The following is a 26,019-nucleotide window of genomic DNA, read 5'->3' as shown; positions in this document are numbered from 1 at the left end:
TATGGCATCTATAAGAGAACGAAACGGAAAATTTAATGTAATCTATTCTTATACGAATGAAAAAGGTGAGAGGAAACAGAAGTGGGAAACCTATGAAACGAAAGCCGAAGCAAAGAGAAGAAAAAAAGAAATTGAATATAAAAAAGAGATGGGATCATTTGTCGTCCGTAAATGCAAAACACTGGACGAGCTTATTACAGAATATGTTGCACTTTATGGCAAAGAAAACTGGGCGCTTTCTACATATGAAGGAAATGTCTCTCTTATCAATAACTATATTCTTCCGATCATTGGTGATACGAAACTCTCAGAGATCAATACCAGATTCATCGAAAGATATTATCAGAGTCTTTTGAAGAGACGTGCAGTTATCAATCCATTGAATAAAACCAGTCGAAATGAATTTGTATCTTCCAGTACGGTCAGGGATATTAATAAGCTGCTTAGAAACTGTTTTGAACAGGCAGTGAAATGGGAGTTGATGGAGAAGAATCCTTGCACCCATGCGACTGTACCAAAACATAAATCACAAAAAAGAGACATCTGGACAGCGGATACATTAATGTATGCGCTCAGTGTCTGTGAAGATGAGCGATTAAAGCTTGCAATAAATCTATCCTTTTCATGTTCCTTACGACTTGGTGAGCTGCTTGGTCTTACCTGGGATTGTGTAGATATTTCTCCTGAGGCAATTGAAGAAAACCGTGCATATGTCTTCATCAACAAAGAATCACAGCGTATAAGAAAAGAATCGTTGAATGCATTGGATGGAAAAGATGTGTTGTTGGTATTCCCGACAAATCATAAGAAGAATTCTACGGTCCGTATTTTGAAAACACCGAAGACAGAAAGTAGTGTGCGTAAGATATTCTTACCAAAGAGTGTCGCTAATATGCTAGTAGACTGGAAAGCTGAGCAAGATGAAATGAAAGAAATTCTTGGTGATGAATATATGGACTATAACCTGGTTATGGCAAGTACCTTTGGGCTTCCTCTAGGAGATGGAGCAATACGTGGTCCTTTAAAAAAACTGATCGAGGACTATAATCTCCCACCGGTTGTATTTCACAGTTTTCGTCATAGCAGCGTTACTTATAAGCTGAAATTGAATGGTGGAGACATCAAGGCGGTACAGGGGGATTCCGGTCATGCTCAGGTCAATATGGTTACGGACGTGTACTCTCATATTCTGGATGATGACAGAAGGAAAAATGCAGAGCTTTTTGAAGAAGCATTTTATGAGAAAAAGAATCTGGATCCACAGATGCATGTACAGCAGGAAAATAATAATGTACCTGTTGCTGATGAAGTCGATCCAGAACTTCTGGCAAAAGTGTTGGCTAATCCAGAGATGCGGGCATTGCTCAATTCACTGCCGAAGACGATGAAGTAATGAAAAATAGTGTAATTTTAGTGAAAAAACGATTCGCAACGACATAAGAAATAAGTATCGGAATAATAATACAAATAAAGCTTCAAATGAATCAATAAATGAATCAATAAGTGAATCTTTAAATTCAGATGAAGCAGTAATAATAGCTATGATTAAAACGAATACACAAATAAGTCAAAAAGAAATGGTTACTGGAAAGTTCTATAAATTTGCCAGTCAAAAACGCATGGACAAACCGTCTCGTATGCGTTATATTAATTACTAAGACTTCCCATACCCCAAATGGGCTTCGCACCTTGAAAATTCAATATTTCAGCTAACAAAATAGCAATTTATGCCATCGCAGTCCCTGGATGGAGTGCATTACGCAGATATTCTGGCAGTCTGGATTCAAAATCAGCAATAAGGGCAGAAAGCTGCTCGTCACTCAGCTTCAGGATTTCCTGAAGGCTCGCCATTAAGGCATCCATCAGGATGCCAAGTGATCTGCTGAAAGTAATATCTGCCATTTCATCAACGAGAAAAAAGAATAGCTCTCCCAGCGTTCTCTGGTCTTCGTTCTGCCGTTGTTCCGTTGTATAGTGGCTCAGTTGTCAAGACAAAAATCTAAGATTTTTATAATGAACTGATATGGTGGACAAGTTACAAGGAACATGGAGAGAACAGTGGAGCACTCCCCAGATCCAATATATGCTAAGCTACATATGGCATCAACATTGCCGGATAGTAGCATTCAGCCGGTGTTTGGTAATCAAGTGCAGAATGGCGTCGCTCAAAGTTGTAGGTGTGGATATACTGTCTGATAGCAGCCCTTGCTTCCCTGATGTTGTTGTACTGTGTCAGATAGGCTTCCTCATACTTGAAGCTGCGGAACCAGCGCTCAATCATGATGTTGTCTGCCCAGCGGCTTTTTCCATCCATACTCTGGCGGATACCGTTTTCCTTTACAAAGTCAATGTATTGCTGACTTGTAAACTGACAACCCTGATCTGAATTCAAGATCTGAGGTTTTGCCACTTTGAAAGCTTTTTTCAGGGCACTGATAACCATTCTGGTATCAAGTGTGTCATCCACTTCCCAGCCGACAATACAACGGCTATACCAGTCGATCACGGCTGTCAGATACAGAAATCCGCGCTTGATCGGAATATATGTAATGTCAATAGACCATGCCTGATTTGGTTTGTCTATGACCGCATTACGAAGAAGATATGGACATACTTTCGCCTGCTGCATTCGCTTGGAAAGATTCATCTTTGGATAAATCGGGTAAATATCCATCTCATTCATGTAGCGTCTTGCCTTGCGGCGTCCAACCTGGTAACCACGGGTTTTTAACTGTGCAGACATTTGTCTTGCGCCCCAAGTGGGATTATCTGTATGGAGATGATCAATGATCTCTTTGCAGGCCAGTTCCTCATCTGAAATAGGGGCACCCTTGTAATAAATGCTTGTACGGTTGATGTCAAGCAACCTGGCGCCAACAGAAGCCGGAATTTCCTTAGTCGTCAAAAGGTTTTGGACTAAACTTACTCTCGTAGTCAGGTCCACAAATTTCTTCAGATTTTTTTTTGAGCCAGTCAACCTGCATGGTTAACTGACCAACCTTTTTGGCATACTCCGCTTTCTCCTTACGCTCTTCGGCAAGCTTTTCTTTGAGGTTTTCCTCACGCTTGTCGTCGAACACAACCGAAGCATTGTTCAAGAACTCTTTTTTCCAGTTGCGGAGCAGATTTGGTTGGATGTTATTTTCAGTTGCAAGGGTATTGAGATCTTTCTCACCCTTAAGCAGCTCAATTACAAGGTCTGATTTGAATTTGGCATTAAAATTTCTTCTTTGTCTGGACATGATAATGGATCCTTTCTTTCATACTGGTTTAAGTATATCAGATTCATTAAAAACTGTCCGAAAAAGTGTCTTAATTTATGAGACCATTATATTGCGAGTAGCATATATCTGGTAAACACAATTGCTACGTGAGCAGTTAGTGCATCATAAGATAAACTGTGACACTCTCCAATCAGGTTGAGCATGGACTTACAGGTTTTGAAGAAAACTTCAATCTGCCAGCGTTTTCCATAAATCCGAATGATTTCTTCTTCGCTAAGAGATGTATCAGTGCAGATGAAAGCAAGCCAATCCTTACGATTAGCCTTATTTCGAACACATACGATTTTGGCAGGGATTGGATTTTCTTTTCCTACGATGACATCAACAGAAAGAAGATATTTGGATCTGCCACGACGCTTTTTGTTCTTAGAATAGATTTCCTTGATGTTAAGCTGCTCGTCATTGTAGGTATACTTGATCCGACTGCTTTTCTTGATCATGGCAATCACATCCATTCCTTTGCGCTTGATTGCCGTAATCTGAGCAGGATTAGAGAACCAGGAGTCGAAAAGAACGTATTCCGCAGATAATCCGGCAGAAACGGCTGTATCAAGCAGTGTCAGCATTGCTTCAGGGGCCTTGGTCTGGGCAAGTTTGCGACGTTTTCCGGCGAGAGTTCTCTTATCAAATGCTTTTACCGGGCCGATGATGTTTGATTCCTTTGACGAAGCAAGAAGACAGCTATTAACAGGAATAAGCGTATTTCCATCGCTCCAGCTAAGTGTCAGCATACGGTATCCCTTTTTGTAATTCATCCCAGTATGGTCAAAGACTTTAGAACCCAATTCAGTTTTTTTACAACTGGTACGATTGAAAAGACTGTCATCAATGATGAATACATTCTTACGAGAGGCATCGGTAAGATCCTTGATCCCATTGTTAACGATGTCTGCGGCAAGGAGTGACGTAAAACGAAGCCAGTTTGTCTTAGCAGAATTCAGAAAGCGATAGAAGGTATTTTTAGAGAAATCTTCCTTGAAAGAACCGGTACGCTGCTGCATATACATACTTCTTCCGATGAAGATGTTTCCGAGTTTGTATTTCAGAAGAGAAATGGAAGGAACACCTTTCTCCTTGGTCCCATTACATTGCTTCAGTAACTTTCCAACATGATGCTTTGCAAAAAATTTCTGAATACAATCAAGTAAAGCTACCTCATCCGTATGGTTCTGTGCTAAAATGGACATGGCATAAATCTCCTTTTCTATTTTGGTTTCTGGACAATTCCATTATACCAAAGGATTGTATTTATGCCTTTTTTATTGGCTGAAATATTGGATTTTCAAGGTTCAGCACACCTTATTGGTGTGGGAAGTTTGAGTTAATTATAGACAAGAAAATATCTTGTACTTACGATAGGAAGTTTAATTGAATACTGTTTACCATGATCGAACGTACGAAGCATGGTGGTCATATAACAGATGTCGATGGTAATATCAAGGCATTCCCCGATTATTAGCTGGAGCAAACAATCAGCTAACTTTCAGAGCTTTACAGAGCTTGGCAGAGGGGGTATTCAGAATAACTCGAATTGAATCGGAAACAGTTTTATATAGTGTCCCACTTGGGTTTACCTTACCTCAGATTGACAGAGAGTGACAATAGGTTGGAGCTCTCCTAAGCGAGGGGTCGGAGGTTCAAATCCTCTTGGCGACGGGCTTCAAAGCGTTCGAAAATGTTAGCTGGATTAGCTGACAGCTAATCAAAATCACCGGTTTGCAAACATGGGTTTTAGAAAGTCTAGCTAACATTTGGGTTCCGCTCTGTTGTCACCCCTTATTCGGGGATGTAAATCAGAGAAAAGGCGGGAAAAGAAACAATCTCTCCCAAACCTGCAAACATAAATTAGCTGAAACAGTATTCAATTCTATTAGCTACAGCTAATGGTCAAACAGCAATGTCTGTTTGGAACTTTACTATCTATAAAAGTTCCAGACAGGCATTTTTTATTTCCTGAATTCTGGAGGAAAGGAGTCAAGATGACTGAGCCAAACAGACAATCAGAAGAAAAAGAAGAAAGAATCATAGAAATTGAATTTGCTTTCAGGATTATGACAAACTGCTTAGTGTATTGAAAAATTGAGAAATCGTAAAATTGAAGAAAAAAGGAATGCACAGTTCTTAGCTTATCGGGAACTGTGCATTTTTGTAAATAAATACTTTTAATTAGCCGATTACGGCATCCTCTGCTGTAAAATGTTTCAGAGAATTTTCTTTTACCTGAATGCAGATATAAGTAATTCCGGAAATATCGGATGCAAAAAACTGACGCTTTGCAGCAGGTGCGATTTTTATCCAGTCTCCAGTTGAAAGGCTGATTTCTTCTCCATCAATTATGGCCTTGCCGTTACCTGAAAGAATTCCATAGATTTCTTCATTTTCTTTATGAGAATGAACAAATGGGACATTTGCTCCTGCAGGTAGTTCGTTTAAACTGATTTCTGCACCTGTTAAAGACAACTTTTCATGCAGCTCAATTCGGTTTTCCTTTCCAATAGTTGTTTTTGTGTAATTTGCTATAATAACCTCCATAGTTAATTTGTAGTTTCTGGTTGCTTGGTATTAGTATAGTGTGAGACACATACAAAAACAAGTACGCACCTTTTTGTAACTGTGCACTCAAAAATGAATGTGTTACAATAGACTCGGAGGTGAGAATTATGCGAGCAAAAGAAGAATTACCGGAATGCCCAGTTGCAACAGCAGTATCTCTCATCGGAGGAAAATGGAAATTGCTGATTTTGCGTAACTTGAAAGAGCGTCCATGGAGATTCAATGATATAGATGGTATTTCACAAAAGGTTTTGATAGATAGTTTAAGACAAATGATGAGTGATGGGCTGGCATATCGCCACGATTACCATGAGCAGCCACCGAGAGTTGAATACGGCTTAACGGAACTCGGAACAAAAATGCTTCCAATTGTTAATTCACTTGCTGACTTTGGTAACTACTATAAATCAATTATTGAACAAAATTAAGGACGTTAGTATTTGAAAAACTCGAACAATTCCAGTTTGTAGAGGACTTAATGAATCCTTGTAATATTGGGCGTTGCATGAATGTTAATTTGCGTTGCTTGATGTATTGAGGGCTAATCAGCATACTAGTTTTATCAAACGAAAGGAGTAGCTAGAGATGATTGGTAAAACGATACTTTACACTGGTAGGTGCAGAAAAAATGCGACAGTATCGGAGAGTTTTGATTGCCAGGAAGAAGAAAGGATAGATTTATTGCCGGAAGTCACAGATAAAAGGTGGCTTCCGGCTTTTTTCATGCCCTATATTTATTATCAATAAAGTTATCAATGTTTTGTAATTTAGAATATGTTAAGAAGTATGGGATATTTGTGGATAAAAGAACATACGTATGGTATACTAAATCAATAATATTGTTATTTTAAGGAGGGGGATAGATTTGGATAAGATATATGCTGCGATTGACTTAAAATCATTTTATGCATCAGTGGAATGTGTGGAAAGAGGCTTAGATCCTCTCACAACAAATCTTGTTGTTGCCGATAAGAGCCGTACTGAAAAGACCATATGTCTTGCCGTTTCTCCTTCTTTAAAAAAATATGGTATTCCAGGACGTCCTCGCTTATTTGAAGTAATACAGAAAGTGAAGAGGATTAATAAGGAAAGACAGGAATCTGCTCCGGGGCATAAATTTATAGGACAATCCTTTCATTCAGATAAATTAAGTGATCCTTCGGTTGCACTGGCATATATTACAGCACCTCCGAGAATGTCATTGTATATGAAATATAGTACACAAATATATCAGATCTACCTTCGGTATTTTGCTCCAGAAGATATTCATGTATATTCGATTGATGAGGTTTTCATTGATTTGACAGGATATTTGACAAATTATCGGATGGGGGCAAAAGAATTAATTTCTAAAGTGATACAGGATGTATTAAAAGAAACAGGGATCACAGCTACTGCAGGGATTGGTACGAATCTATATCTTGCAAAGATCGCAATGGACATTATGGCAAAGCATGTGTCGGCAGACGAGTATGGGGTGAGAATTGCTTATCTTGATGAGATAACATATCGAAAGAAATTATGGGAACATCAGCCGATTACAGATTTCTGGAGAGTAGGGAAAGGCTATGCCAAAAAGCTTGCTGCATATCAGATTTACACGATGGGAGACGTTGCCAGATGCTCTGTTGGAAAAGAAAAGGAATATCATAATGAGGAATTACTTTATAAACTATTTGGCATTAATGCCGAGTTATTGATTGACCATGCATGGGGATATGAATCTTGTACGATTGCAGATATAAAAGTATATAAACCAGAAGCAAAAAGTATCGGTTCCGGACAGGTATTATCTTCTGCTTATTCATCAGAAAAGGCAAAAATTGCAGTTTTAGAAATGGCGGAACAGATTGCATTTGATCTTTTTGAACAGAAGCTTGTTTCAAAGCAATTTGTCCTTACAATAGGTTATGATAGGGATAATCTACAAGGACAGGAATACAGTGGGGAGGTTGCAACAGACCGTTATGGAAGAAAAATCCCCAAACACGCACATGGTACGATTAATCTGGATATACCAACTTCTTCACTAAAAGAAATTACAATTGCTGTTTCTAGTCTTTACGACAGGATAATTGATAAGGAACTCCTTATCCGGCGGCTCACATTATCTGCTACTAAAGTTATGCCAAAAGAGGGACAGGTATATCAGCAGTTAGATCTGTTTACTGATTATGAAGCATTAAAGAAAGAACAGGAAAAGGAACGTAGATTACAAAAATCTATTCTTGATATTAAGAAAAAATACGGAAAAAATGCAGTTTTGCGAGGGTTAAGTTACGAAGAAGGTGCAACAACAAGAACGAGAAATGGACAGATAGGAGGGCATAAAGCATAATGGGAAAGTATGACGATATTATCAACCTTCCGCATCATGTATCAAAAAAACACCCCCAGATGCCTATTGCAGACAGGGCAGCTCAGTTTGCTCCATTTGCAGCTTTAACTGGATATGGAGAACAGATTAAAGAAACTGCTAGAACTACGGAAGAATTTCATCAGGTATCAGGACGAGAAAAAGAAGAGCTAGATCAGAAATTACAGATATTACAGCAAACCCGATATAAACATCCTCTAATTTTCATATATTATTTTGCACCAGATGCCCGAAAACAAGGTGGACATTATAATAAAACAACAGGATGTGTAAAAAAGATAGATGTAATAAATGAGAAGCTTATGATGATAGATGGAAATGAAATTGCATTTAAACATATAAAAGAAATACAGGGTGATTTTTTTCTTTCAATTATGGAAAGTGAAAACATTACATGAAGCCAGAATATTTTCCAAATACACTCTAATCCGAACAAATGCCAACTTTATGTGGATAAAAATGAAAATGAATAAATCAGTATTACAAAGGGGGAGCATGACGATAGTTCCCTTTTATTTTATGCAAAATATTTTCTGAAATCTCTTTTTGAAAATAAATTATAAGAAATTATTATATATTATATATATTTTTTTATTTTTATTGACTATATTAATATTATTCAGTATAATTTTATTGTAGGGAGGGGAGATAATATATATTCTTCTACAGGAATTTCTGCCTAGAAATTGTCTATTTTCTCAGCAACATATTTCTTCTCTTTCATTGTTTAACCCCCTCTTTCATCAACTGCTTTTCCTTTTAAAATACACTAATTGAGTTTTTTATCAAGCGATTGGCAAACAATACTTTTTAAACAAAAGAAAAAATTATGATTCTTTTACCAGCTTTCCTGTCATGTGCTCTGGTATTAACTCTAAGCATTGTACTCTTTTACCAGCATTTTCTATTTCTTTTTGAATATATTCTTCATCATCTGTAAACTTAAAGCAAAGTTCTCTACAAATAGACAGAGATTTTTCCTGTTCTTCAACCAAACGAATTCTTCCAAAAATAATAACACTTTTTATATTTAATGCCCATTCCCCTTCTTCTCGGTATCCCTCGTCATAAACGCAAAAAGATGCTTTATCACATTCTTTTATTGCATCAATCTTATGTCCTTCCTTCGCTCCATGAAAATAAATTCGATTCTCCTCCTCACAGTACCAGTAATCAATTGGAATACCATAAGGATAACCGTCCTCACCTAATATTGAAAGAACACCTCTTGGCTGACTTTTTAACACCTCTATACACTCTTTTTGTTCTAACTGCTGTTTAAATCTTCTCATCTTTCGAAACATAACTTTATTTCCTTTTTCTAACTAATTATGACAATTCTGCAAGTTTGATGTCCATGAACTTTTACTCTTTAAATACTTTTTAAAACACCTAACAATTAAATCACCAAGGAGTTCTAATTACTTTTCAAACACATTCTAGAGAAACTCTTTTCTCAAATGTTCTTTAGGAGGTTCTATCTCATTAGCAAGAGTATGTTCCGTTAACTCAGAAAGTATCTTAATCTTCCTATTCAACATCGGCCGCATACAGTTTGGAACATGTTCCTGATGAGCCCTGTGAATCGCCACGCATTCCTTACAATTTCCATGATAACGACAGGCTTTCTTACAGGGACAATGATCTTTATCTTTATATTCTTCACGAAACTCTGAAGCAAACTCCTCCTGCAGTTTTAATCCTTCTGCTCTGTTTCCTTCATGAAATTTCTTCATAGCAGCAAGTTCTTTGGGATTATTCTCAATAACCATAGTAGCCTCCTATTACTTTGCTAATTTTTCTACTTCAAAAATATTATAACATACAATCGGGAGTTTGACAGTTACATATCGCAAAAAATAGTCGCAGGCCGCTGGACTATGATAAACAGGTCTTTTTCCGTGGAGGTTATCTCTTTCCACAGTCTGTTTATTATCAGCTGCAGATGAATAAAGTCTGTAGGAAATTAAAACAAAAATATAAATTTAAATACGATATCAATGCGATCCTTTCTGATCTGATCTATACAAGGATCCTGGATCCATGCAGTAAGCGTTCTTCATTCAGGATAGCACATGAGTTTTTAGAAAAGCCTTCTTATGAGCTTCATGATGTATACAGGGCATTAGATGTTCTTGGCAGCGAATGTGACCTTATTCAGGCTGACGTTTACAAAAACAGCCACTTTCTTGGAAAAAGGAATGACAAGATCTTTTATTGTGACTGTTCCAATTATTACTTTGAGATCGAACAGGAAGATGGAATTAAAAAGTATGGAAAAAGCAAAGAACACAGACCCAACCCGATCATTCAGATGGGCCTGTTTATGGACGGGGATGGGATTCCCCTTGCTTTCTCCCTCTTTTCAGGGAATTCAAACGAACAGACATCCCTGAAACCATTAGAGCAAAAGATCCTTGAAGATTTTGAATGTCAGAAATTTATTTACTGTAGCGATGCAGGTCTGGGATCCGAATCTATCAGGGAATATAACCATATGGGGGAACGGGCCTATATTGTGACCCGGTCTATTAAAAAGCTGAAAAAAGAAGAAAAAGAATGGGCTTTAAGCCCGCAGGGATTCAAAAGGGTATCTGATGACAAACCTGTTGATATCTCAAAACTGCCCGAAGACGACAAAGGACTTTATTACAAAGACGAACCATATACCACTAAAAAGTTACAGCAGTGTTTGATCATTACTTATTCCCCTAAATATGCCTTTTACCAGAAATCCATCCGTAGCAAACAGATAGAACGTGCACAAGCGGTGCCGGATTCCGGGAACACAAAAAAGAACCGCAGGAACCCAAACAATCCAGCCAGATTTATTGGAACAACAGCAGTTACAAAAGAAGGTGAGACTGCCAATATCCAGCATTATCTTGATGAACATAAGATTTCTGAAGAAAGCCAGTATGATGGACTTTATGCAGTATACACGGACCTGTTAGACGATGAAGTCAGCGATATTTTAAAAGTAAGTGAAGGAAGATGGCAGATCGAAGAATGTTTCCGGATCATGAAAACAGACTTTTCCGCAAGACCTGTTTATCTGCGGGATGAAAACCGGATCAAAGCACATTTTCTGATCTGTTTTCTGGCATTAATGATCTATCGTTTCCTTGAGAGAAAATTGAACTATAAATATACTTGTGAGGAATTATTAGATACATTAAAAGCAATGAATTTTGCAGAGATTCAGGAACAAGGATTTATAGCTTTATACAAACGGGAAGCCATTACTGATGATCTTCATGAAGCCTGCGGCTTTCGAACGGACTATCAATTTATAACGAAAAGCAGAATGAAAACAATCCAGAAAAAAAGTAAAAGAAAAGAATAAATTACCATACTTTGTGACAATGAGAAAAATCGCCACAGCTCAGTAAATACAAGGGTTGCAGCGATTTTTTCTTTTACAAACTGTCAAAGACGGGAGCAGGAAACAGTAATGTCAATGCTTCGTGGACTTCGAAAGTAGAAGAACAGTTCGAGTATATGTATCGGCTGTTCTTTTTTGATTTTCGGGTGTTAAAACGGTAATGTTTTTCTTGTATACAGTAGAGAACCATAGTATAATAAAACCAGTTTTTTTGCAAAAGTTTAAAAATAATAAGGAAATCGACAAACCAGATGAAAGTCTGGGACGCAAAGCTACTGGGCCTGTAAAATGGCAGCCAGTTGCATGAAATGAGGTGCACTGTCTGTTTGGCAGTGCTTTTTTATGGTAGAGCACTTGAATAAGTAATACAGAAGCTGTTTGGAAAAATATTGTGAAAAATAGCGGGGAGGTTATTGACAATTAATGAATGTAAAATTAAAATCTGGAAGCAAGCAATTGTAGCCTAGAGGATGGGAGAAAGATGAAGAAGTGCAAATTAGTACAGAATATAATGAATTTCAAATTTTGTTACATTATATTTTGCACAATTATATGTTTTATTGTTTTATCCGTTCCTACATTTGCCAAAGAAAACTCTGACAATGTTATCCGGGTAGGATCTTTTGAAGAAACTTATAATACCGTCAATGAAAAGGGGGAAAGAAGAGGATATGGTTATGAGTATCTTCAAGATATAGCAGGTTATGCAGGTTGGAGCTATGAATACATAACAAGTAATTGGGAAGATTGCTTTACACAGTTGGAAAATGGAGAGATTGATATTCTTGGTGGCATTTCCTATACAGACGAACGTGCTGAAAATATGCTTTTTTCCGATATGCCTATGGGGGAAGAGAAATATTACATCTATACGGATGCATCCAATATGGATCTTACAGCAGGAAATCTGGATTCTTTTGAGGGAAAAAATATTGATGTGTTGAAAGATCATATACCGGAGGATCTGCTTAACGAATGGGAGTTAAAGTATGGTCTGCATACGCAGCATGTCAATGCTTCTAATACCGCAGAAGTTATGGACAAACTGTCGAAACATGAAATTGACTGCTTCGTTTCAGTAGAAGAATCCCGTTGGGAAGAATCAGATATTTCGCCTGTTACAAGTATTGGAGAGGCAGAAATCTATTTTGCCATAAATCCCAAACGTCCGGATATCAAAAAAGCACTGGATAGTGCTATGCGCAGAATCAAGGATGACAATCCATTTTACACTGATGATCTCTACAGGCGTTATCTTTCTGCACAGAGCAGCTCGTTTCTTTCAAAAGAAGAAAGGGAGTGGATCGGGCAGCATGGAGCAATCAGGATAGGGTATCTGAATCATGATGGAGGTATCAGTAGTGTAGATCCATCAACAGGCAAATTGACAGGTGTTATCACAGATTATGTGGATCTTGCAGAAAATTGTCTGCAAGGTCAGACTCTGGAATTTGAATTAAATGGATATGATACAAGAAGTGAACTGCTTCAGGCATTGCAGGATGGAAAAATAGACCTGATTTTTCATGCAAACCAGAATCCATACTTTGCAGAAACAAATGGATTTGCTTTGTCGGATACTCTATTGACTCTCAATATGGCAGCAATTACGGCAAAGGATTCTTTTGATGAAAATAAAGAGAATATAGTTGCCGTTGAAAAAGATAATTTTGCATTGAAGGCATATCTTTCATACAATTATCCACAATGGGAGATTATAGAATATGGGACATCAGATGCAGCAGTAAAAGCAATGCAGAAAGGGGAGACGGATTGTATTGTAAGAGATTCAGGTACTGTTTCAGACTATTTGAAAAATAATAAGCTTCATAGTGTTTTCCTGACAAAAGAAGCTGATGTTTCATTTGCTGTTCAGCAGGGAGAACCGGTTCTTTTGTCCATTCTGAATAAAACACTGACATCTATGCCTACAGCTCAATTTTCAGGTGCAGTAGTTTCGTATAATGCTTCTTTACGAAAAGTTACAGCGAAGGATTTTATTCAAGATAATTTACTGATGTTTTCACTCATAGTTGGAATCTTTATTTTTGTTGTCCTGTGTATAATTCTTGATTCTTTGAAAAAATCAAAACGTGCGGAAGAAAAATCCAAGAAGTCTGCTGAGCAGGCATTGAAGCTGAATCAGGAGCTTGAAGAAAAACAGCAGGAATTACATAATGCACTTGTAGAAGCACAGAGTGCCAATAAGGCTAAGACTTCCTTTTTAAATAACATGTCTCATGACATCAGGACACCGATCAATGGCATTATTGGCATGCTTACAATTCTTGAAAAAAGCGGAAATGATGGTGAGCGGGCAAAAGATTGCCTGAATAAAATAAATGAGTCTTCGAAACTGCTATTATCATTGGTAAATGATGTTTTGGATATGGCAAAGTTAGAATCGGATACCGTGGTTTTTAGTGATGAATCCATCAATCTGGATCAGGTATGTAAAGAAATCACGGAGTCACTATCTTTTCAGGCAGAAGAAAAAGGACTTCATGTTATAGGAGAACATGATGATTACAGTGGTATATATGTTTGGAGCAATGCAGTTCATCTGAAAAAAGTATTGATGAATCTGTTTACAAACAGTATGAAGTACAATAAGGTGAATGGTTCTATTTACATGAGTATGAGAACGATTGAAAGATCAGAAGATCACATGACATGTGAATTTAAAATAAGAGATAATGGAATTGGAATGTCAGAAGAATTTATAAAAAATAAATTATTTACTCCATTTGTGCAGGCAGATAATTCCCCACGTTCTGATTATAATGGGACAGGTTTGGGAATGCCTATTGTGAAACAACTTGTAGAAAAGATGGGTGGAACCATAACAGTTGAAAGCAAGCTTGGTGAAGGAAGCTGTTTTACTGTAATACTTCCATTTAAAATTGATACGAATGCACGACCGGAAGAAAAAGAAGATTTCAATACAGATATATCAGGTGTCCGGATATTATTGGTTGAAGATAATGAGCTGAATGCGGAAATAGCAGAATTTATGCTGACAGAAAATGGGGCTAAAGTAGAAACAGTGAAAAATGGGTTAGAAGCTGTTCAGCACTTTGAAGCCTGCGAATCAGGAACATACGATGTTATTTTAATGGATGTCATGATGCCGGTGATGGATGGGCTTACTGCCACAAAAACAATAAGATCCCTGGAACGGCAGGATGCAAAAACAATCCCTATCATTGCTATGACTGCAAATGCATTCAGGGAAGATGCAAAAAGATGTATGGAAGCAGGAATGAACGCACATTTGTCAAAACCGATTGTGATCGATGAAGTTATAAAAACAATTTTGAGATATGTACACTAATTGTTATGTAATTTCGGGGCAATTAACTATAATAAATGGAAAACAGGAAAGTACAAGAAAAGTGCAGGGATGGAAGAAAAATGAAAGGAAAAAGAGTGATTGCAGGCATTTTGCTTCCGGGAATTTTAGCAGTCACCCTTACAGGGTGTAAAAACACAGACAATGGTAAAAAAGAAACAGAAAAGCCAGTCATTACCCTCGGCAGCGACAACTATCCACCATACAATTATCTGAATGAGGATGGTGTACCGACAGGCATAGATGTAGAACTGGCTACAGAAGCATTTAAAAGAATGGGATATCAGGTGGAGGTTGTCCAGATTAACTGGGAGAAGAAAAAAGAACTGGTGGAGAGCGGAGAGATTGACTGTATCATGGGTTGTTTTTCCATGGAAGGACGCCTTGACGATTACCGCTGGGCAGGACCATATATAGCAAGCCGTCAGGTGGTTGCTGTAAATGAGAATAGTGATATTTATAAACTGAGTGACCTGGAGGGAAAGAACCTGGCTGTCCAGTCTACAACCAAACCAGAAGGCATCTTTCTGAAACGGACAGATGAAAGAATTCCCAAACTGGGAAATCTGATCAGTCTCGGACACCGGGAACTAATCTATACGTTTCTGGGGAAAGGCTATGTAGATGCGGTTGGCGCACATGAGGAATCTGTTATCCAGTACATGAAGGATTATGATACAAGTTTCCGTATCCTGGAAGAACCACTGATGGTCGTGGGGATAGGAGTTGCTTTTGCAAAAGATGATGACAGAGGAATCTGCGAGCAGATGAACCAGATGCTGGAAGAGATGCGTCAGGATGGCACATCTCTGAAAATCATTGAAAAATATCTGGATAATCCGGAAAAGTATCTGGAGGTGGATGATCTTGGATATTAAGAGAAAGAAAAAAGAAAAACGAATCCAGCTGATCGGAGGTCTGATTGGAATCTGTGTGGCTGTAGTCTCTTTGTTTTATTTTTTTCATGTGGAAAAAACGGAAGCAGAGAAAAGAATGGTGGAGATTGTAAACTATGTGAAAGTGCAGTGTTCCACCTACACCCATTATAATGAATCTTCGGAATCCAAAAGTCTCCTACGTGCGATTGAAAGTGCCAGACAGATGAGTACAAATATCGCTATAGAAACAGAAAACGGCGGACAGCTAAGCGAGGATTTCCTGAAAGAAAATCTGCAGACTCTCTGGGTGGATGGCATCATTGTACTGGATACAGGAGGAAAGACGGACTGTGAATACAGTACGGATGAATCTCTGGCAAATGAGATTACAGAGTATCTGCAAAAAGAAATTATCATGGATTTTTCCGGATATGAAGAAAGAAGCTATTCGGAACGGTTTACCAGGGAAGACGGGTCGCATATCGACATTGCGGCCTGTGCCAGAAAAGATGCACCGGGTATCGTTGCAATCTATTATTACACATCTCCTGAATTTGCCAGAAACTATACTCTGACGATACAGGGGCTTTTAAATGGCTATAGTACTCAGAAAGATGGAACGATTATTGTTGCAGACGAGGGAATCGTTGTTGCCAGCAACGATGAGAAACTGCTGGGGCAGAGTACAGCCGGTAGCGAAGTCGTTCAGGCAATGAAAAAGCATACAGACAGTCAGCACATTTTTCATATGAAGAATGAAGGAACCGGATGTTACGGAATCATGCTGAAGCAGAGGGATTATTATATCTATGCGTATCTTCCAGACAAAGAAGTGTTTCATAACCTTCCATTAAGTGTGACAAGCGTTATTTTTCTTTATTGTCTGATGTTCAGTATATTCTGGTTCTGGACATACAGAACCAATCTGGCGCATCGGAAACAGGAACAGGAAAAAGATGAAAAATATAAAGCAGAACTTCTGATAGCAGCAAAAAAGGCAGAAGCCGCCAATGAGGCAAAAACAGAGTTTCTCCAGCGGATGAGCCATGATATCCGGACTCCGATCAATGGAATCTGCGGCATGGTCAATATGGCAGACCATTATGCAGATGATATGGAGAAGCAGACAGAATACAGGATAAAGGTGAAAGAGGCATCTAATCTATTACTGGAACTGGTAAATGATGTTCTGGATATGAGTAAGATGGAGTCTGATGAAATCGTTCTGGAAGAGATCCCGTTTAATCTGAGCAGTATTTTCAGGGAAGTATTTGTTGTAATCGAGCAGATGGCAGCAGAAGAGAATATCCAGATCGTGTGGGAGAAAAAAGAAATCATACACAGAGATTTTATTGGAAGCTCAGAGTATGTGAAACGTGTGATGATGAATATCCTGTCAAATGCGGTGAAATATAACAGAGAAAACGGATATATTTATATCAGCTACAGGGAGATTCCATCCAAACAGCCGGAAATGACAACAATGGAATTTGTCTGCCGGGATACAGGAATTGGAATGACTGAGGAGTTCCAGAAACATATTTTTGAACCATTTGCACAGGAACAGCCAGGAAGCCGCACAAAATTTACAGGAACAGGCCTGGGAATGCCTATTACCAAAAAACTGGTTGAAAAAATGGGTGGAGCCATTACTTTTGAAAGTGAAAAAGGCGTAGGGACGACATTTGTGATCCGGGTTCCATTCAAAATAGATCTGGATGCGGATAAACGAGAAGAACAGAAGGACGTATCAGAAAAATCTATAAAGGGACTGCATATTCTTCTGGCAGAAGATAATGAGCTGAATATGGAAATTGCTGAATTTGCGATTCAGAATGAAGGTGCTGAGGTGACCAAAGCATGGAATGGACAGGAAGCTGTTGAGATATTCGAAAAAAGCAGATCTGGTGAATTTGATGTCATTCTTATGGACATTATGATGCCGGTCATGAATGGTTATAAAGCCACAAAGATGATCAGGTCTCTGGACAGAGCGGATGCAAAGGAGGTACCGATTATTGCAATGACAGCAAATGCTTTTGCGGAGGACAGAATAAGAGTAAAAGAAGCAGGAATGAATGAACATGTTGCTAAGCCTGTTGATGTGGAATTACTGATAAAAGTAATTCATAAACTAGTGGAGTGAAATGGCAGCCAGTTGCAGAAAAAGCAGTCATTGCCTCTTTGACAGTGTTTTTATTTTGAAACAAACTTGGATTATTAATAGTACATGAGAAAACAAGGAGGATTTTTTACAGAAAAAGAAATCCGCAGGGAAAATGGTTTTATATACAGTCAGACCTTTCCTATCTCATCGTTGGAAAGAAAAAATATATCTATGTGACCTATCAGGATGTCAGTGCCTTGCAGAAGAATGAAGAATTGTCAAACGCACTTCATTATAGCCAGAAACGGGATGAGGAGCTTACAAAAGCATTGAAGGCACTTGGAATGGTATTTACCAATATATTTTTAGTTCATCTGGAAGATCAGAAAGTAGAATGGTTAAAAATCCAGGCGGATAAGGAAAATGTCCTGAAACAATGCCAGAATGTCTGTGGGATAAGGAAACTGATCCATGATAATTATATGCTGCCGGAATGCCAGAATGACTATCTTGAATTTACAGATCTTGACACGATCAGTGAACGGTTTGAAAAACATAAGATTCTTCGGTATATTTATCGTAACATGGACAGACAGTGGATAGAAGTAAGTGCCATTGTTCAGAATTGTGATAAGGATGGCAGGGTGACAGATATTCTGTTTCTGACACATGATGTGACAGACCAGAGAGAAAGGGAACTGCAGCAGGAAGATGCCCTTCGGCTTGCTCTCGCCTCTGCTGAACATGCAAATAAGGCAAAAACAGCAGGATCTTTATATTGACACACAAGATGTTGTCCATGAGAATGTTATCACTGACAGATTACGTCTGAACCAGATTCTTTTAAATATAGTAAGTAATGCAATTAAATTTACTCCGGTAGGTGGGTTGGTCAATATTCGCGTATCCGAGAAACCATGTAACAGAAAGGGATTTACTGCCTTTGAATTCAGAATCCGGGATAATGGAATCGGAATGTCTGAAGAATTTCAGGCACATGTGTTTGATTCCTTTTCAAGAGAACGGACATCTACCCAAAGTGGAATTAAAGGGACAGGACTTGGTATGGCTATTATCAGGAATATCGTTGCCATGACTGCAAATGCTTTTGAAGAAGATAAAGAAAAGTCATTTAAAACAGGTATGAATGCACACATAACGAAACCAATTGATATAAAAATTATACTTGCTGTTTTAGATCAGGTGCTTGGAACTTCATAAAACCCTCACAGATAAAGGAAATAAAAAATATGGATTATGGGCACTTGAAGAAAGAATTGCCAAAGAAGCAGGAGTAGCAGTCTGAAATATTAACGAATGGAAATAGATTAATAGTTCGATTCTGAATTTGAAAAATAAATAAGCTGCCCTTAGTTCTTAGCGGAATAGGCAGCTTATTTATTAACTGATATAACCCCCAGAATGGGAAACTTAAAAGCAACCTGCTGGTTGTTTGTTAATAGCATAATAGCAATTATATAATGTAATGTCAACTAATGTATAAAGAATCTAGTAAAAATAGTACATATGTAAGAATTCCATCGCCAGTAAAGATTGGTGGAAAATTGTATGTTTAAAAATATAGAGGAGGATGATAATGTTATATTTAGACGATATATTATACGAAATAGAGGAAAGCGAGATATGGTCATTTAATTATAATATAATGGAAGGGACAATATATTTATCAATAGTTAATCCATATACAGCGGTAAGACATGAAATGACAATAGAAAAAATATACAATATTTTCTTTGTGCATAGTGCAAATAAAAAAGAAAAAGAAGATATATCGTATAATCCTTTTGTAGAAATGTCATATATAGGGACAGACAAAATTGAATTTCCATTAAAAAAAATTAAATTATTAAAAGGTTATAATATAGAATTTAATTTAATTATTGAGCTTTATACAGATAAAATGTTTATAAATGCTGAAAATATAGTAGTTGATGGAGAAAAATATACACTCCCATAAAAGTGGTTCAATTTCGATTTGAGTAATTATTTATGTAAAAACGTAGGAATATTGCGATATTTAGGAAACACCTTGCGAAAAAAGGAGATTTTTCAATGAAAATGCACATCATCGGTACCGGAACAGCAACGGTAAGTAAATATATTAATACATCCTGTGTCTTTGAAGAAGACAATCAGTTATTTCTTGTGGATGGAACAGGAGGTAGTGATATCTTGCGGGCATTTGATATTATGAATCTTGACTGGAAACATCTGCATCATGCCTTTCTTTCCCATGAACATACGGATCATTTTTTAGGGATGATTTGGGTAATCCGCACGATTGCAGAATTATTAGAACTTGAGGAGTATGAAGGGGATTTTTATCTTTATGGAAATGATGAAGTCTTGGGGAAGGCATTGCAGGTATGCCGCATGATTCTTAAGAAGCGAAGTCAGGCTTTTTTGGAGACAAGAATCAAGTTTGTTGTGGTAAAAGATCATGAAAAGAGGCATATTTTAAATAATGATTTTACATTTTTTGATATTGGTTCTACGAAAGCAAAACAATATGGCTTTCTGATGGAATATGATAATGGGAAGAAGCTGGTATTTGCCGGAGATGAACCGTTAAAGGAAAATGGTAAAAAATATAGCAAAGAGGTAGATTGGCTATTATCAGAAGCATTTTGTTTATTTAATGAAGAACCGAAATTTCATGCGTATCAATATCAGCATCAGACAGTAAAAGAAGCAAGTATGATTGCGCAAGATTTAAAAGTAAAGAATCTACTGATCTGGCATACAGAAGATCAGACAGGGATAAAGCGAAAAGAACGATACAGTGCAGAAGCCAAACAATTTTATGAGGGAAATGTGTGGGTTCCGGAGGATGGAGAAGTTTTTGATATATCAGATATGAGAGGACTTCGGCAGGATTACCAGAATGTGCATTAAAAGTATGTCATGCAAACTGTTTTTTCTCCTAATATTACTATGAGTTATTCCCAGTGATTGCAAAGAAATTATAATATAATGAACTTAAAGTATGTTTGAAAAATCAAAAGGCAATTTGCATACTTTTCCATTCGCTTTTAAACATCATTTAAGATATTTTTATAGAAAGAAGTTGATTTCTTGGAGAAGGAAAAAATGAAAACGATAGCTTTAATTGGTACTTTTGATACAAAGGGAGAAGAGTATCTCTATGTAAAAAATAAAATAGAGAATTTGGGATTACAAACATTAATGATTCATGCTGGTATTTTTGAGGCTGCTTTTTCACCGGATATTGATCATGATTCGGTTGCTGTTTTGGGAGAGGGAAGTATTGCAGAATTACAGGAGAAAAAAGACCGGGGACATGCTATGGAAGTGATGGCTAAGGGACTTTGTACATTAATTCCAAAGTTATATGAAGAAAGGCTGTTTGATGCGGTTCTTGCGTTAGGCGGCACAGGCGGAACTTCTCTTGTGACTCCCTGTATGAGATTATTGCCTCTAGGCGTTCCTAAAATTATGGTATCTACGATGGCATCCGGGGATGTATCAAGATATGTGGGGACAAGTGATATTTTAATGATGCCTTCTATTGTCGATGTTGCGGGAATTAACCGTATTTCTTCTCAGGTATTAACACATGCTGTTCATGCGATTGTTGGTATGGTGGAACATGAGAATACGGATATTCCAGTAAAAAAGCCACTGATAGCAGCTACGATGTATGGGGTAACGACTCCATGTGTTATGAGAGCAAAAGAATATCTGGAGCAGGAAGGCTACGAAGTGATTATTTTTCATGCTTCTGGAACTGGTGGTAAGATGATGGAGTCTTTAATCAACAGTGGAATTGTGGATGGTGTATTAGATCTGACAACAACAGAATGGATCGATGAAATTGCCGGAGGTATTATGGCCGCTGGTCCAGAACGCTTAGATGCAGCGGCGTTGAATGGGATTCCTCAGGTGGTATCCGTAGGTGCTGCTGACATGATTACATTTGGAGAAAGAAGCAGTCTCCCGGAAAAATATAAGAATAGAGTTGTCTATATGCATAATCCGGCTATTACGGTTGTAAAAAGTAATATAGAGGAAAATATTGCATTTGGTATTAAAGTTGGTGAAAAACTGAATCAGTGTAAGAGTAACGCAGCATTATTACTTCCGATTCGAGGAATTTCAATGAATGATAAGGCAGGCAGTAAATATTATGGTCCAAAGGAAGATCAGGCATTATTTATTACATTAAAGAAAGTGATAAACAATCCTCTTGTTGAGATAATTGATGTGAATGCACATATTAATGAGGAAGCATTTGCAATATCTGCCGCTAAGAAATTAATTGCACTGATGGAAATGAAGAAGAAGTGAAATGAGAATATGAAAGAGGATTCACTATCCAATAGTGGCGCTGGCATTATATAATTTGGAGGAAAGTAATTTGAATATACAAATTTTTGGCACGAAGAAGTGCAATGACACAAAGAAAGCTGAAAGATTTTTCAAAGAACGTGGTATTAAGTATCAGTTTGTTGATATGAAGGACAAAGGAATGAGCAAAGGTGAATTTAATTCTGTTGCCCAGGTAAATGGTGGATTGGAAAATATGGTTAACTGGGAGGGGAAAGATAAGGATTTGCTTGCACTCATTAAATATATTGCAGACGAAGATAAACTTAGAAAGATACTTGATAATCCACAGGTAATTAAAACACCGGTGGTTCGAAATGGAAAACAATCTACGCTTGGATATCATCCTGATATCTGGAAAACATGGAAATAAGAATTAAAATCAATCGTAAATTTTTATGATTGATTTTTTGCACATTTGTATGCAGAGAGTCTGGTAAAATCAGATTTTGAAGTGTCAGAAAATACTATAAAAATTGTGTTGCCGGTATTTGAAACCAATGCTAATTTAACCGAAGATGAAAAAGTAATTTACAAAATCTTAAGTAAAATAATGCTAAAACCGATAAGTGAAATTGCACCATATGTCCCATTTGGTAAATCGAAAACAATACAGTTATTGAAAACGATGGGAAAAAAGAAAAGCCTTGACAAATAAACGACTGTTTACTATTATTAAAAGTAAACAGTCGTTTATTTTTTGGAGGAAATGTACATGGGTAATAGGAAAGAGGAAATATTAATTGTGGCACTGCATCTGTTCGCCAGAGATGGTTATGAGGCTGTCTCAGTCAGTCAGATAGCAGGAGAGCTTGACATGACAAAAGGGGCATTATACCGACACTACAAAAGTAAGAGAGATATTTTTGACAGTATTGTTAAGCGCATGGAGCAACAGGATGGCGAACAGGCATCAGATTATGATATGCCGGAAGATGAAAAAGAGAGTATGCCTGAAGAGTATGAGGATGTATCATTGGATGATTTTGTAGAATACAGCAAGTCTATGTTTGAATACTGGACAGAGGATGATTTTGCATCATCATTTCGGAAGATGCTGACAATAGAGCAGTTTCGCAGTGAAGAGATGCAGAATTTGTATCAGCAATATCTCGTATCTGGACCGGCAGAATACGTGAAGGAGCTGTTCAAAAATATGAAAATGAATCATCCAGAAGAGAATGCAGTTAAATTTTATGCAAATATGTTTTTCTATTATAGCCTGTATGATGGAGAAGCAAATAAGACGAAAGCAAAAAGTCAGTTTGAGCAGATGCTGGATAGAATTGTAGAAGAAATGAAAAAATATGAGTTATGACCTGATTGATGGAGCAGGCAGAAAGGAAAAAAATGAGAAAAGCAATCGTATATGCATCTATACATCATGGAAATACAGAAAAATTAGTAAAAAGCATAGCAGAAGAGTGTCAGGTCGACTTGATTGATGCTGTAAAACAGTCAGATGCAGATCTGGGTAGTTATGATATGATTGGGTTTGCATCAGGGATCTATTTTTCAAAATTTCATCAGTCAATGTTGAAATTTGCAGAGAAGAATCTACCAGACAACAAAAAGATATTTCTGATTTGTACTTATGGTGGAAGTGCGAATTACAGATCTATAGAGCAGATTTTAAATAAGAAACATTCTAAAGTGATAGGAAAATTCGGATGTAAGGGCTATGATACATTTGGTCCATTTAAACTGGTTGGTGGAATTGCAAAAGGGCATCCGGATGAAGAAGATATAAAGAATGCAGTTGAGTTTGTAAAAGGATTATAAATAGTTAAGCAAAGAAGAAAAACCGGGGAATAGTCCTCGGTTTTTCTGGCATTTTGAGTTGATTGTTTGTATTCATTTGGATTTTAGAATAAAAATTATTTGTTATGGTTCAGTAGCGTTTTGATGTCTTCTTCTGGTGTGGTAATAGGTGAAATGCCATAATTTTCTACCAGAAAGTTCAGAATATTAGGAGACAAAAACGCTGGAAGAGAAGGACCAAGACGAATGTTTTTGATACCCAGATGTAAAAGTGTTAACAGGATACAGACTGCTTTTTGTTCATACCAGGAGAGAACGAAGGAAAGCGGAAGCTCATTTACAGAACATCCAAATGCATCTGCAAGTGCTACGGCAACTTGGATTGCACCATAAGCATCGTTACATTGCCCCATGTCCATCAGTCGTGGCAACCCGCCGATTTCTCCCAGATTGAGATCATTGAATCGGAACTTGCCACAAGCAAGAGTGAGGACGATACTATCAGAAGGTGTCTGTTTCACAAATTCTGTGTAATAGTTTCGACCTGGCTTAGCCCCATCACAGCCGGCAACCAGGAAGAAATGGCGGATTGCACCTGATTTTACGGCATCTACTACAGTATTTGCATGAGATAGGATAGCTGCATGACCAAATCCGGTTGTCACTTTTGTTCCGCCGTTGATACCAGAAAATATCTGATTTTCTTTGTAACCACCCAGTTCCAGAGCTTTTTCAATAACTGGCGTGAAATCTTTTTTCTCATCGATATGAACAGCTCCTGGGAAAGCAACCACTTCTGTTGTAAATACTCTGTCAGCATAACTACTTTTTGGCGGCATCAAACAGTTGGTAGTGTAAAGAATCGGAGCCGGAAGATGATCAAACTCTTTCTGCTGATTCTGCCATGCAGTTCCAAAATTTCCTTTTAAGTGTGAGAATTTTTTTAAGAATGGATAGGCATGGGCAGGGAGCATTTCACCATGAGTATAGATGTTGATTCCTTTTCCTTCTGTCTGTTCAAGCAAAAGCTGCAGGTCTTTCAGATCATGTCCGGTTACGACAATAAAAGGACCCTTTTCTACTGTGAGTGTAACATCGGTCGGTTCTGGTGTTCCATAGGTTTCTGTATTAGCCTTATCAAGAAGTGCCATACACTTCAGATTAATTTCTCCTACTTTCAGTACAGTAGGAAGCAGTCTTTCCACACTTTCTTCATAACCAATCTTAAACAGGGCTTCGCGGAAGAACTGATTTACTTCAGTATCTTCATAATTTAGAACATTTGCATGATAGGCATAGGCAGCCATTCCACGAATACCAAAGAGGATAAGCGACTTCAAAGAGCGGATATCTTCATCGTCATTCCAAAGTTTTTGCATATCGTATTCCTCTGTTCTGCCACAAGGAGCCTGACAGTTGCTGCAGTTAGGAACCAGTCTTTCTTTCTCAGCTCTGACTTTTTGTATCATATTTTCGATGGCTGTATTATCAAAACTTACATTTGTAACGGTAGTAAACAATCCTTCTATGATGATACGCCAGGTATTTTGGGATATCATTGTTGTGTCATCCATAGATCTTGCAAGACCGATCAATGCACCTGTTAGTTCGTCCTGTAATTTTGCTGTATCTGCCTTTTTTCCACAGACACCGGCATTTCCTGTACAGCCGGCACAACTTACGGTCTGCTCGCACTGGTAACAAAACATTTTTTTATTCATTCTCGTATTCTCCTTTTACTCTATAATCTTTCTTATCATTTTTACCCTTCATTAATAGCATGTAACTTTTGTTTCTGTTAGAAGTATAATATGATAAATACAACTTGTATGTTTGATTTCCAACAGAAGAAAAGATTTTGAAAAAATATTTGTCTATTCTGCAGTGTTTAAGGAACATGTTGAAAGCATTTTACAAAAGAAATCTTGACAGTAACATCATAATCATGGTGTAG

22 protein-coding genes, 3 pseudogenes and 1 riboswitch are annotated in these 26,019 nt (G+C 37.6%); of the genes and pseudogenes, 17 read left to right on the top strand and 8 right to left on the bottom strand.

Annotated elements, in window-relative coordinates:
- Window position 1 precedes the first annotated feature (1 nt).
- On the top strand, window positions 2–1,393 hold the full coding sequence (locus tag EHLA_RS07595; protein ID WP_173854274.1) for a tyrosine-type recombinase/integrase: 1,392 nt from the start codon (window positions 2–4) through the stop codon (window positions 1,391–1,393).
- 332 nt (window positions 1,394–1,725) lie between these two features.
- Here the strand turns inward: EHLA_RS07595 and EHLA_RS16085 are convergent.
- From EHLA_RS16085 to EHLA_RS07575, 5 genes and pseudogenes are all read right to left on the bottom strand, one after another.
- Window positions 1,726–1,965 (bottom strand): annotated as a pseudogene (locus EHLA_RS16085) (IS4 family transposase); the annotation flags it as partial.
- Between the two features lie 121 nt (window positions 1,966–2,086).
- Window positions 2,087–2,905: an IS3 family transposase gene (locus EHLA_RS07590; protein WP_242970654.1), complete on the bottom strand. Its 819-nt coding sequence runs from the start codon at window positions 2,903–2,905 to the stop codon at window positions 2,087–2,089.
- Window positions 2,895–3,242 (bottom strand): transposase, encoded by a 348-nt coding sequence (locus EHLA_RS16610; protein WP_229097941.1) that lies wholly within the window; start codon window positions 3,240–3,242, stop codon window positions 2,895–2,897. Before EHLA_RS16610 ends, EHLA_RS07590 begins: the two co-directional genes overlap by 11 nt.
- Window positions 3,243–3,331: 89 nt before the next feature.
- Window positions 3,332–4,471 (bottom strand): annotated as a pseudogene (locus EHLA_RS07585) (IS4 family transposase); the annotation flags it as partial.
- A 979-nt stretch (window positions 4,472–5,450) separates the two neighbouring features.
- On the bottom strand, window positions 5,451–5,804 hold the full coding sequence (locus EHLA_RS07575; protein WP_015530645.1) for a cupin domain-containing protein: 354 nt from the start codon (window positions 5,802–5,804) through the stop codon (window positions 5,451–5,453).
- 140 nt (window positions 5,805–5,944) lie between these two features.
- Between EHLA_RS07575 and EHLA_RS07570 the strand changes: the two genes are divergently transcribed.
- The 3 genes from EHLA_RS07570 (at window position 5,945) to EHLA_RS07560 (ending at window position 8,612) form a co-directional block, all read left to right on the top strand.
- Window positions 5,945–6,265: a winged helix-turn-helix transcriptional regulator gene (locus tag EHLA_RS07570; protein WP_096240080.1), complete on the top strand. Its 321-nt coding sequence runs from the start codon at window positions 5,945–5,947 to the stop codon at window positions 6,263–6,265.
- Between the two features lie 431 nt (window positions 6,266–6,696).
- Window positions 6,697–8,175 (top strand): DNA methylase, encoded by a 1,479-nt coding sequence (locus tag EHLA_RS07565; RefSeq protein WP_096240078.1) that lies wholly within the window; start codon window positions 6,697–6,699, stop codon window positions 8,173–8,175.
- A complete protein-coding gene (locus EHLA_RS07560; protein ID WP_096240076.1) occupies window positions 8,175–8,612 on the top strand; it encodes a hypothetical protein in 438 nt (145 codons plus the stop codon). Before EHLA_RS07565 ends, EHLA_RS07560 begins: the two co-directional genes overlap by 1 nt.
- Before the next feature lie 429 nt (window positions 8,613–9,041).
- Here the strand turns inward: EHLA_RS07560 and EHLA_RS07555 are convergent, their stop codons facing one another.
- Window positions 9,042–9,518, bottom strand: coding sequence for a pyridoxamine 5'-phosphate oxidase family protein (locus tag EHLA_RS07555; RefSeq protein ID WP_096240074.1), 477 nt, complete (start codon window positions 9,516–9,518; stop codon window positions 9,042–9,044).
- A 135-nt stretch (window positions 9,519–9,653) separates the two neighbouring features.
- Entirely contained in the window at window positions 9,654–9,986 is a 333-nt protein-coding gene (locus EHLA_RS07550) for a hypothetical protein (RefSeq protein ID WP_005350571.1), read from the bottom strand.
- Window positions 9,987–10,081: 95 nt separating this feature from the next.
- Here EHLA_RS07550 and EHLA_RS07545 point away from each other — a divergent pair.
- From EHLA_RS07545 to EHLA_RS07485, 13 genes and pseudogenes are all read left to right on the top strand, one after another.
- Window positions 10,082–11,560, top strand: a pseudogene (locus EHLA_RS07545) (IS1634 family transposase); the annotation flags it as partial.
- A gap of 270 nt (window positions 11,561–11,830) precedes the next feature.
- Window positions 11,831–11,906: riboswitch (cyclic di-GMP riboswitch) on the top strand.
- Window positions 11,907–12,080: 174 nt separating this feature from the next.
- Window positions 12,081–14,933, top strand: coding sequence for a response regulator (locus EHLA_RS07540; protein ID WP_096240071.1), 2,853 nt, complete (start codon window positions 12,081–12,083; stop codon window positions 14,931–14,933).
- 80 nt (window positions 14,934–15,013) lie between these two features.
- The gene (locus EHLA_RS07535) at window positions 15,014–15,829 is read left to right on the top strand and encodes a substrate-binding periplasmic protein (protein ID WP_096240069.1); all 816 of its coding nucleotides are present in this window, start codon (window positions 15,014–15,016) and stop codon (window positions 15,827–15,829) included.
- Window positions 15,813–17,975 carry a hybrid sensor histidine kinase/response regulator gene (locus EHLA_RS07530; RefSeq protein WP_096240067.1) on the top strand — a complete coding sequence of 721 codons (2,163 nt, stop codon included), beginning with the start codon at window positions 15,813–15,815 and terminating at the stop codon, window positions 17,973–17,975. The genes EHLA_RS07535 and EHLA_RS07530 overlap by 17 nt, the downstream gene beginning before the upstream one ends.
- A 218-nt stretch (window positions 17,976–18,193) precedes the next feature.
- Window positions 18,194–18,718, top strand: a complete 525-nt coding sequence (locus EHLA_RS07525; RefSeq protein WP_096240065.1) for a hypothetical protein — start codon at window positions 18,194–18,196, stop codon at window positions 18,716–18,718.
- Window positions 18,681–19,157: a hybrid sensor histidine kinase/response regulator gene (locus EHLA_RS07520; RefSeq protein ID WP_242970688.1), complete on the top strand. Its 477-nt coding sequence runs from the start codon at window positions 18,681–18,683 to the stop codon at window positions 19,155–19,157. The genes EHLA_RS07525 and EHLA_RS07520 overlap by 38 nt, the downstream gene beginning before the upstream one ends.
- 376 nt (window positions 19,158–19,533) lie before the next feature.
- Window positions 19,534–19,914, top strand: a complete 381-nt coding sequence (locus EHLA_RS07515) for a hypothetical protein (protein WP_096240061.1) — start codon at window positions 19,534–19,536, stop codon at window positions 19,912–19,914.
- Between the two features lie 95 nt (window positions 19,915–20,009).
- Window positions 20,010–20,852: an MBL fold metallo-hydrolase gene (locus EHLA_RS07510; protein ID WP_096240059.1), complete on the top strand. Its 843-nt coding sequence runs from the start codon at window positions 20,010–20,012 to the stop codon at window positions 20,850–20,852.
- A 195-nt stretch (window positions 20,853–21,047) separates the two neighbouring features.
- The gene (locus EHLA_RS07505; protein WP_096240058.1) at window positions 21,048–22,265 is read left to right on the top strand and encodes a Tm-1-like ATP-binding domain-containing protein; all 1,218 of its coding nucleotides are present in this window, start codon (window positions 21,048–21,050) and stop codon (window positions 22,263–22,265) included.
- Between the two features lie 70 nt (window positions 22,266–22,335).
- The gene (locus EHLA_RS07500; protein WP_096240056.1) at window positions 22,336–22,677 is read left to right on the top strand and encodes an arsenate reductase family protein; all 342 of its coding nucleotides are present in this window, start codon (window positions 22,336–22,338) and stop codon (window positions 22,675–22,677) included.
- An 81-nt stretch (window positions 22,678–22,758) separates the two neighbouring features.
- The gene (locus EHLA_RS07495) at window positions 22,759–22,962 is read left to right on the top strand and encodes a hypothetical protein (RefSeq protein ID WP_242970687.1); all 204 of its coding nucleotides are present in this window, start codon (window positions 22,759–22,761) and stop codon (window positions 22,960–22,962) included.
- 57 nt (window positions 22,963–23,019) lie between these two features.
- Entirely contained in the window at window positions 23,020–23,622 is a 603-nt protein-coding gene (locus EHLA_RS07490) for a TetR/AcrR family transcriptional regulator (RefSeq protein ID WP_021906495.1), read from the top strand.
- A 32-nt stretch (window positions 23,623–23,654) separates the two neighbouring features.
- Window positions 23,655–24,086, top strand: coding sequence for a flavodoxin family protein (locus tag EHLA_RS07485; RefSeq protein ID WP_096241589.1), 432 nt, complete (start codon window positions 23,655–23,657; stop codon window positions 24,084–24,086).
- 95 nt (window positions 24,087–24,181) lie between these two features.
- Here the strand turns inward: EHLA_RS07485 and hcp are convergent, their stop codons facing one another.
- Complete coding sequence (gene hcp / locus EHLA_RS07480) at window positions 24,182–25,786, bottom strand: hydroxylamine reductase (protein WP_096240053.1); 1,605 nt, start codon at window positions 25,784–25,786, stop codon at window positions 24,182–24,184.
- Window positions 25,787–26,019: the final 233 nt, after the last annotated feature.

This window comes from Anaerobutyricum hallii, assembly GCF_900209925.1.
Taxonomy (GTDB): Bacteria; Bacillota; Clostridia; order Lachnospirales; family Lachnospiraceae; genus Anaerobutyricum; species Anaerobutyricum soehngenii.
The sequence above is the reverse complement of the archived record's forward strand: the minus strand, read 5'-3'. Positions and strand labels throughout refer to the sequence as shown.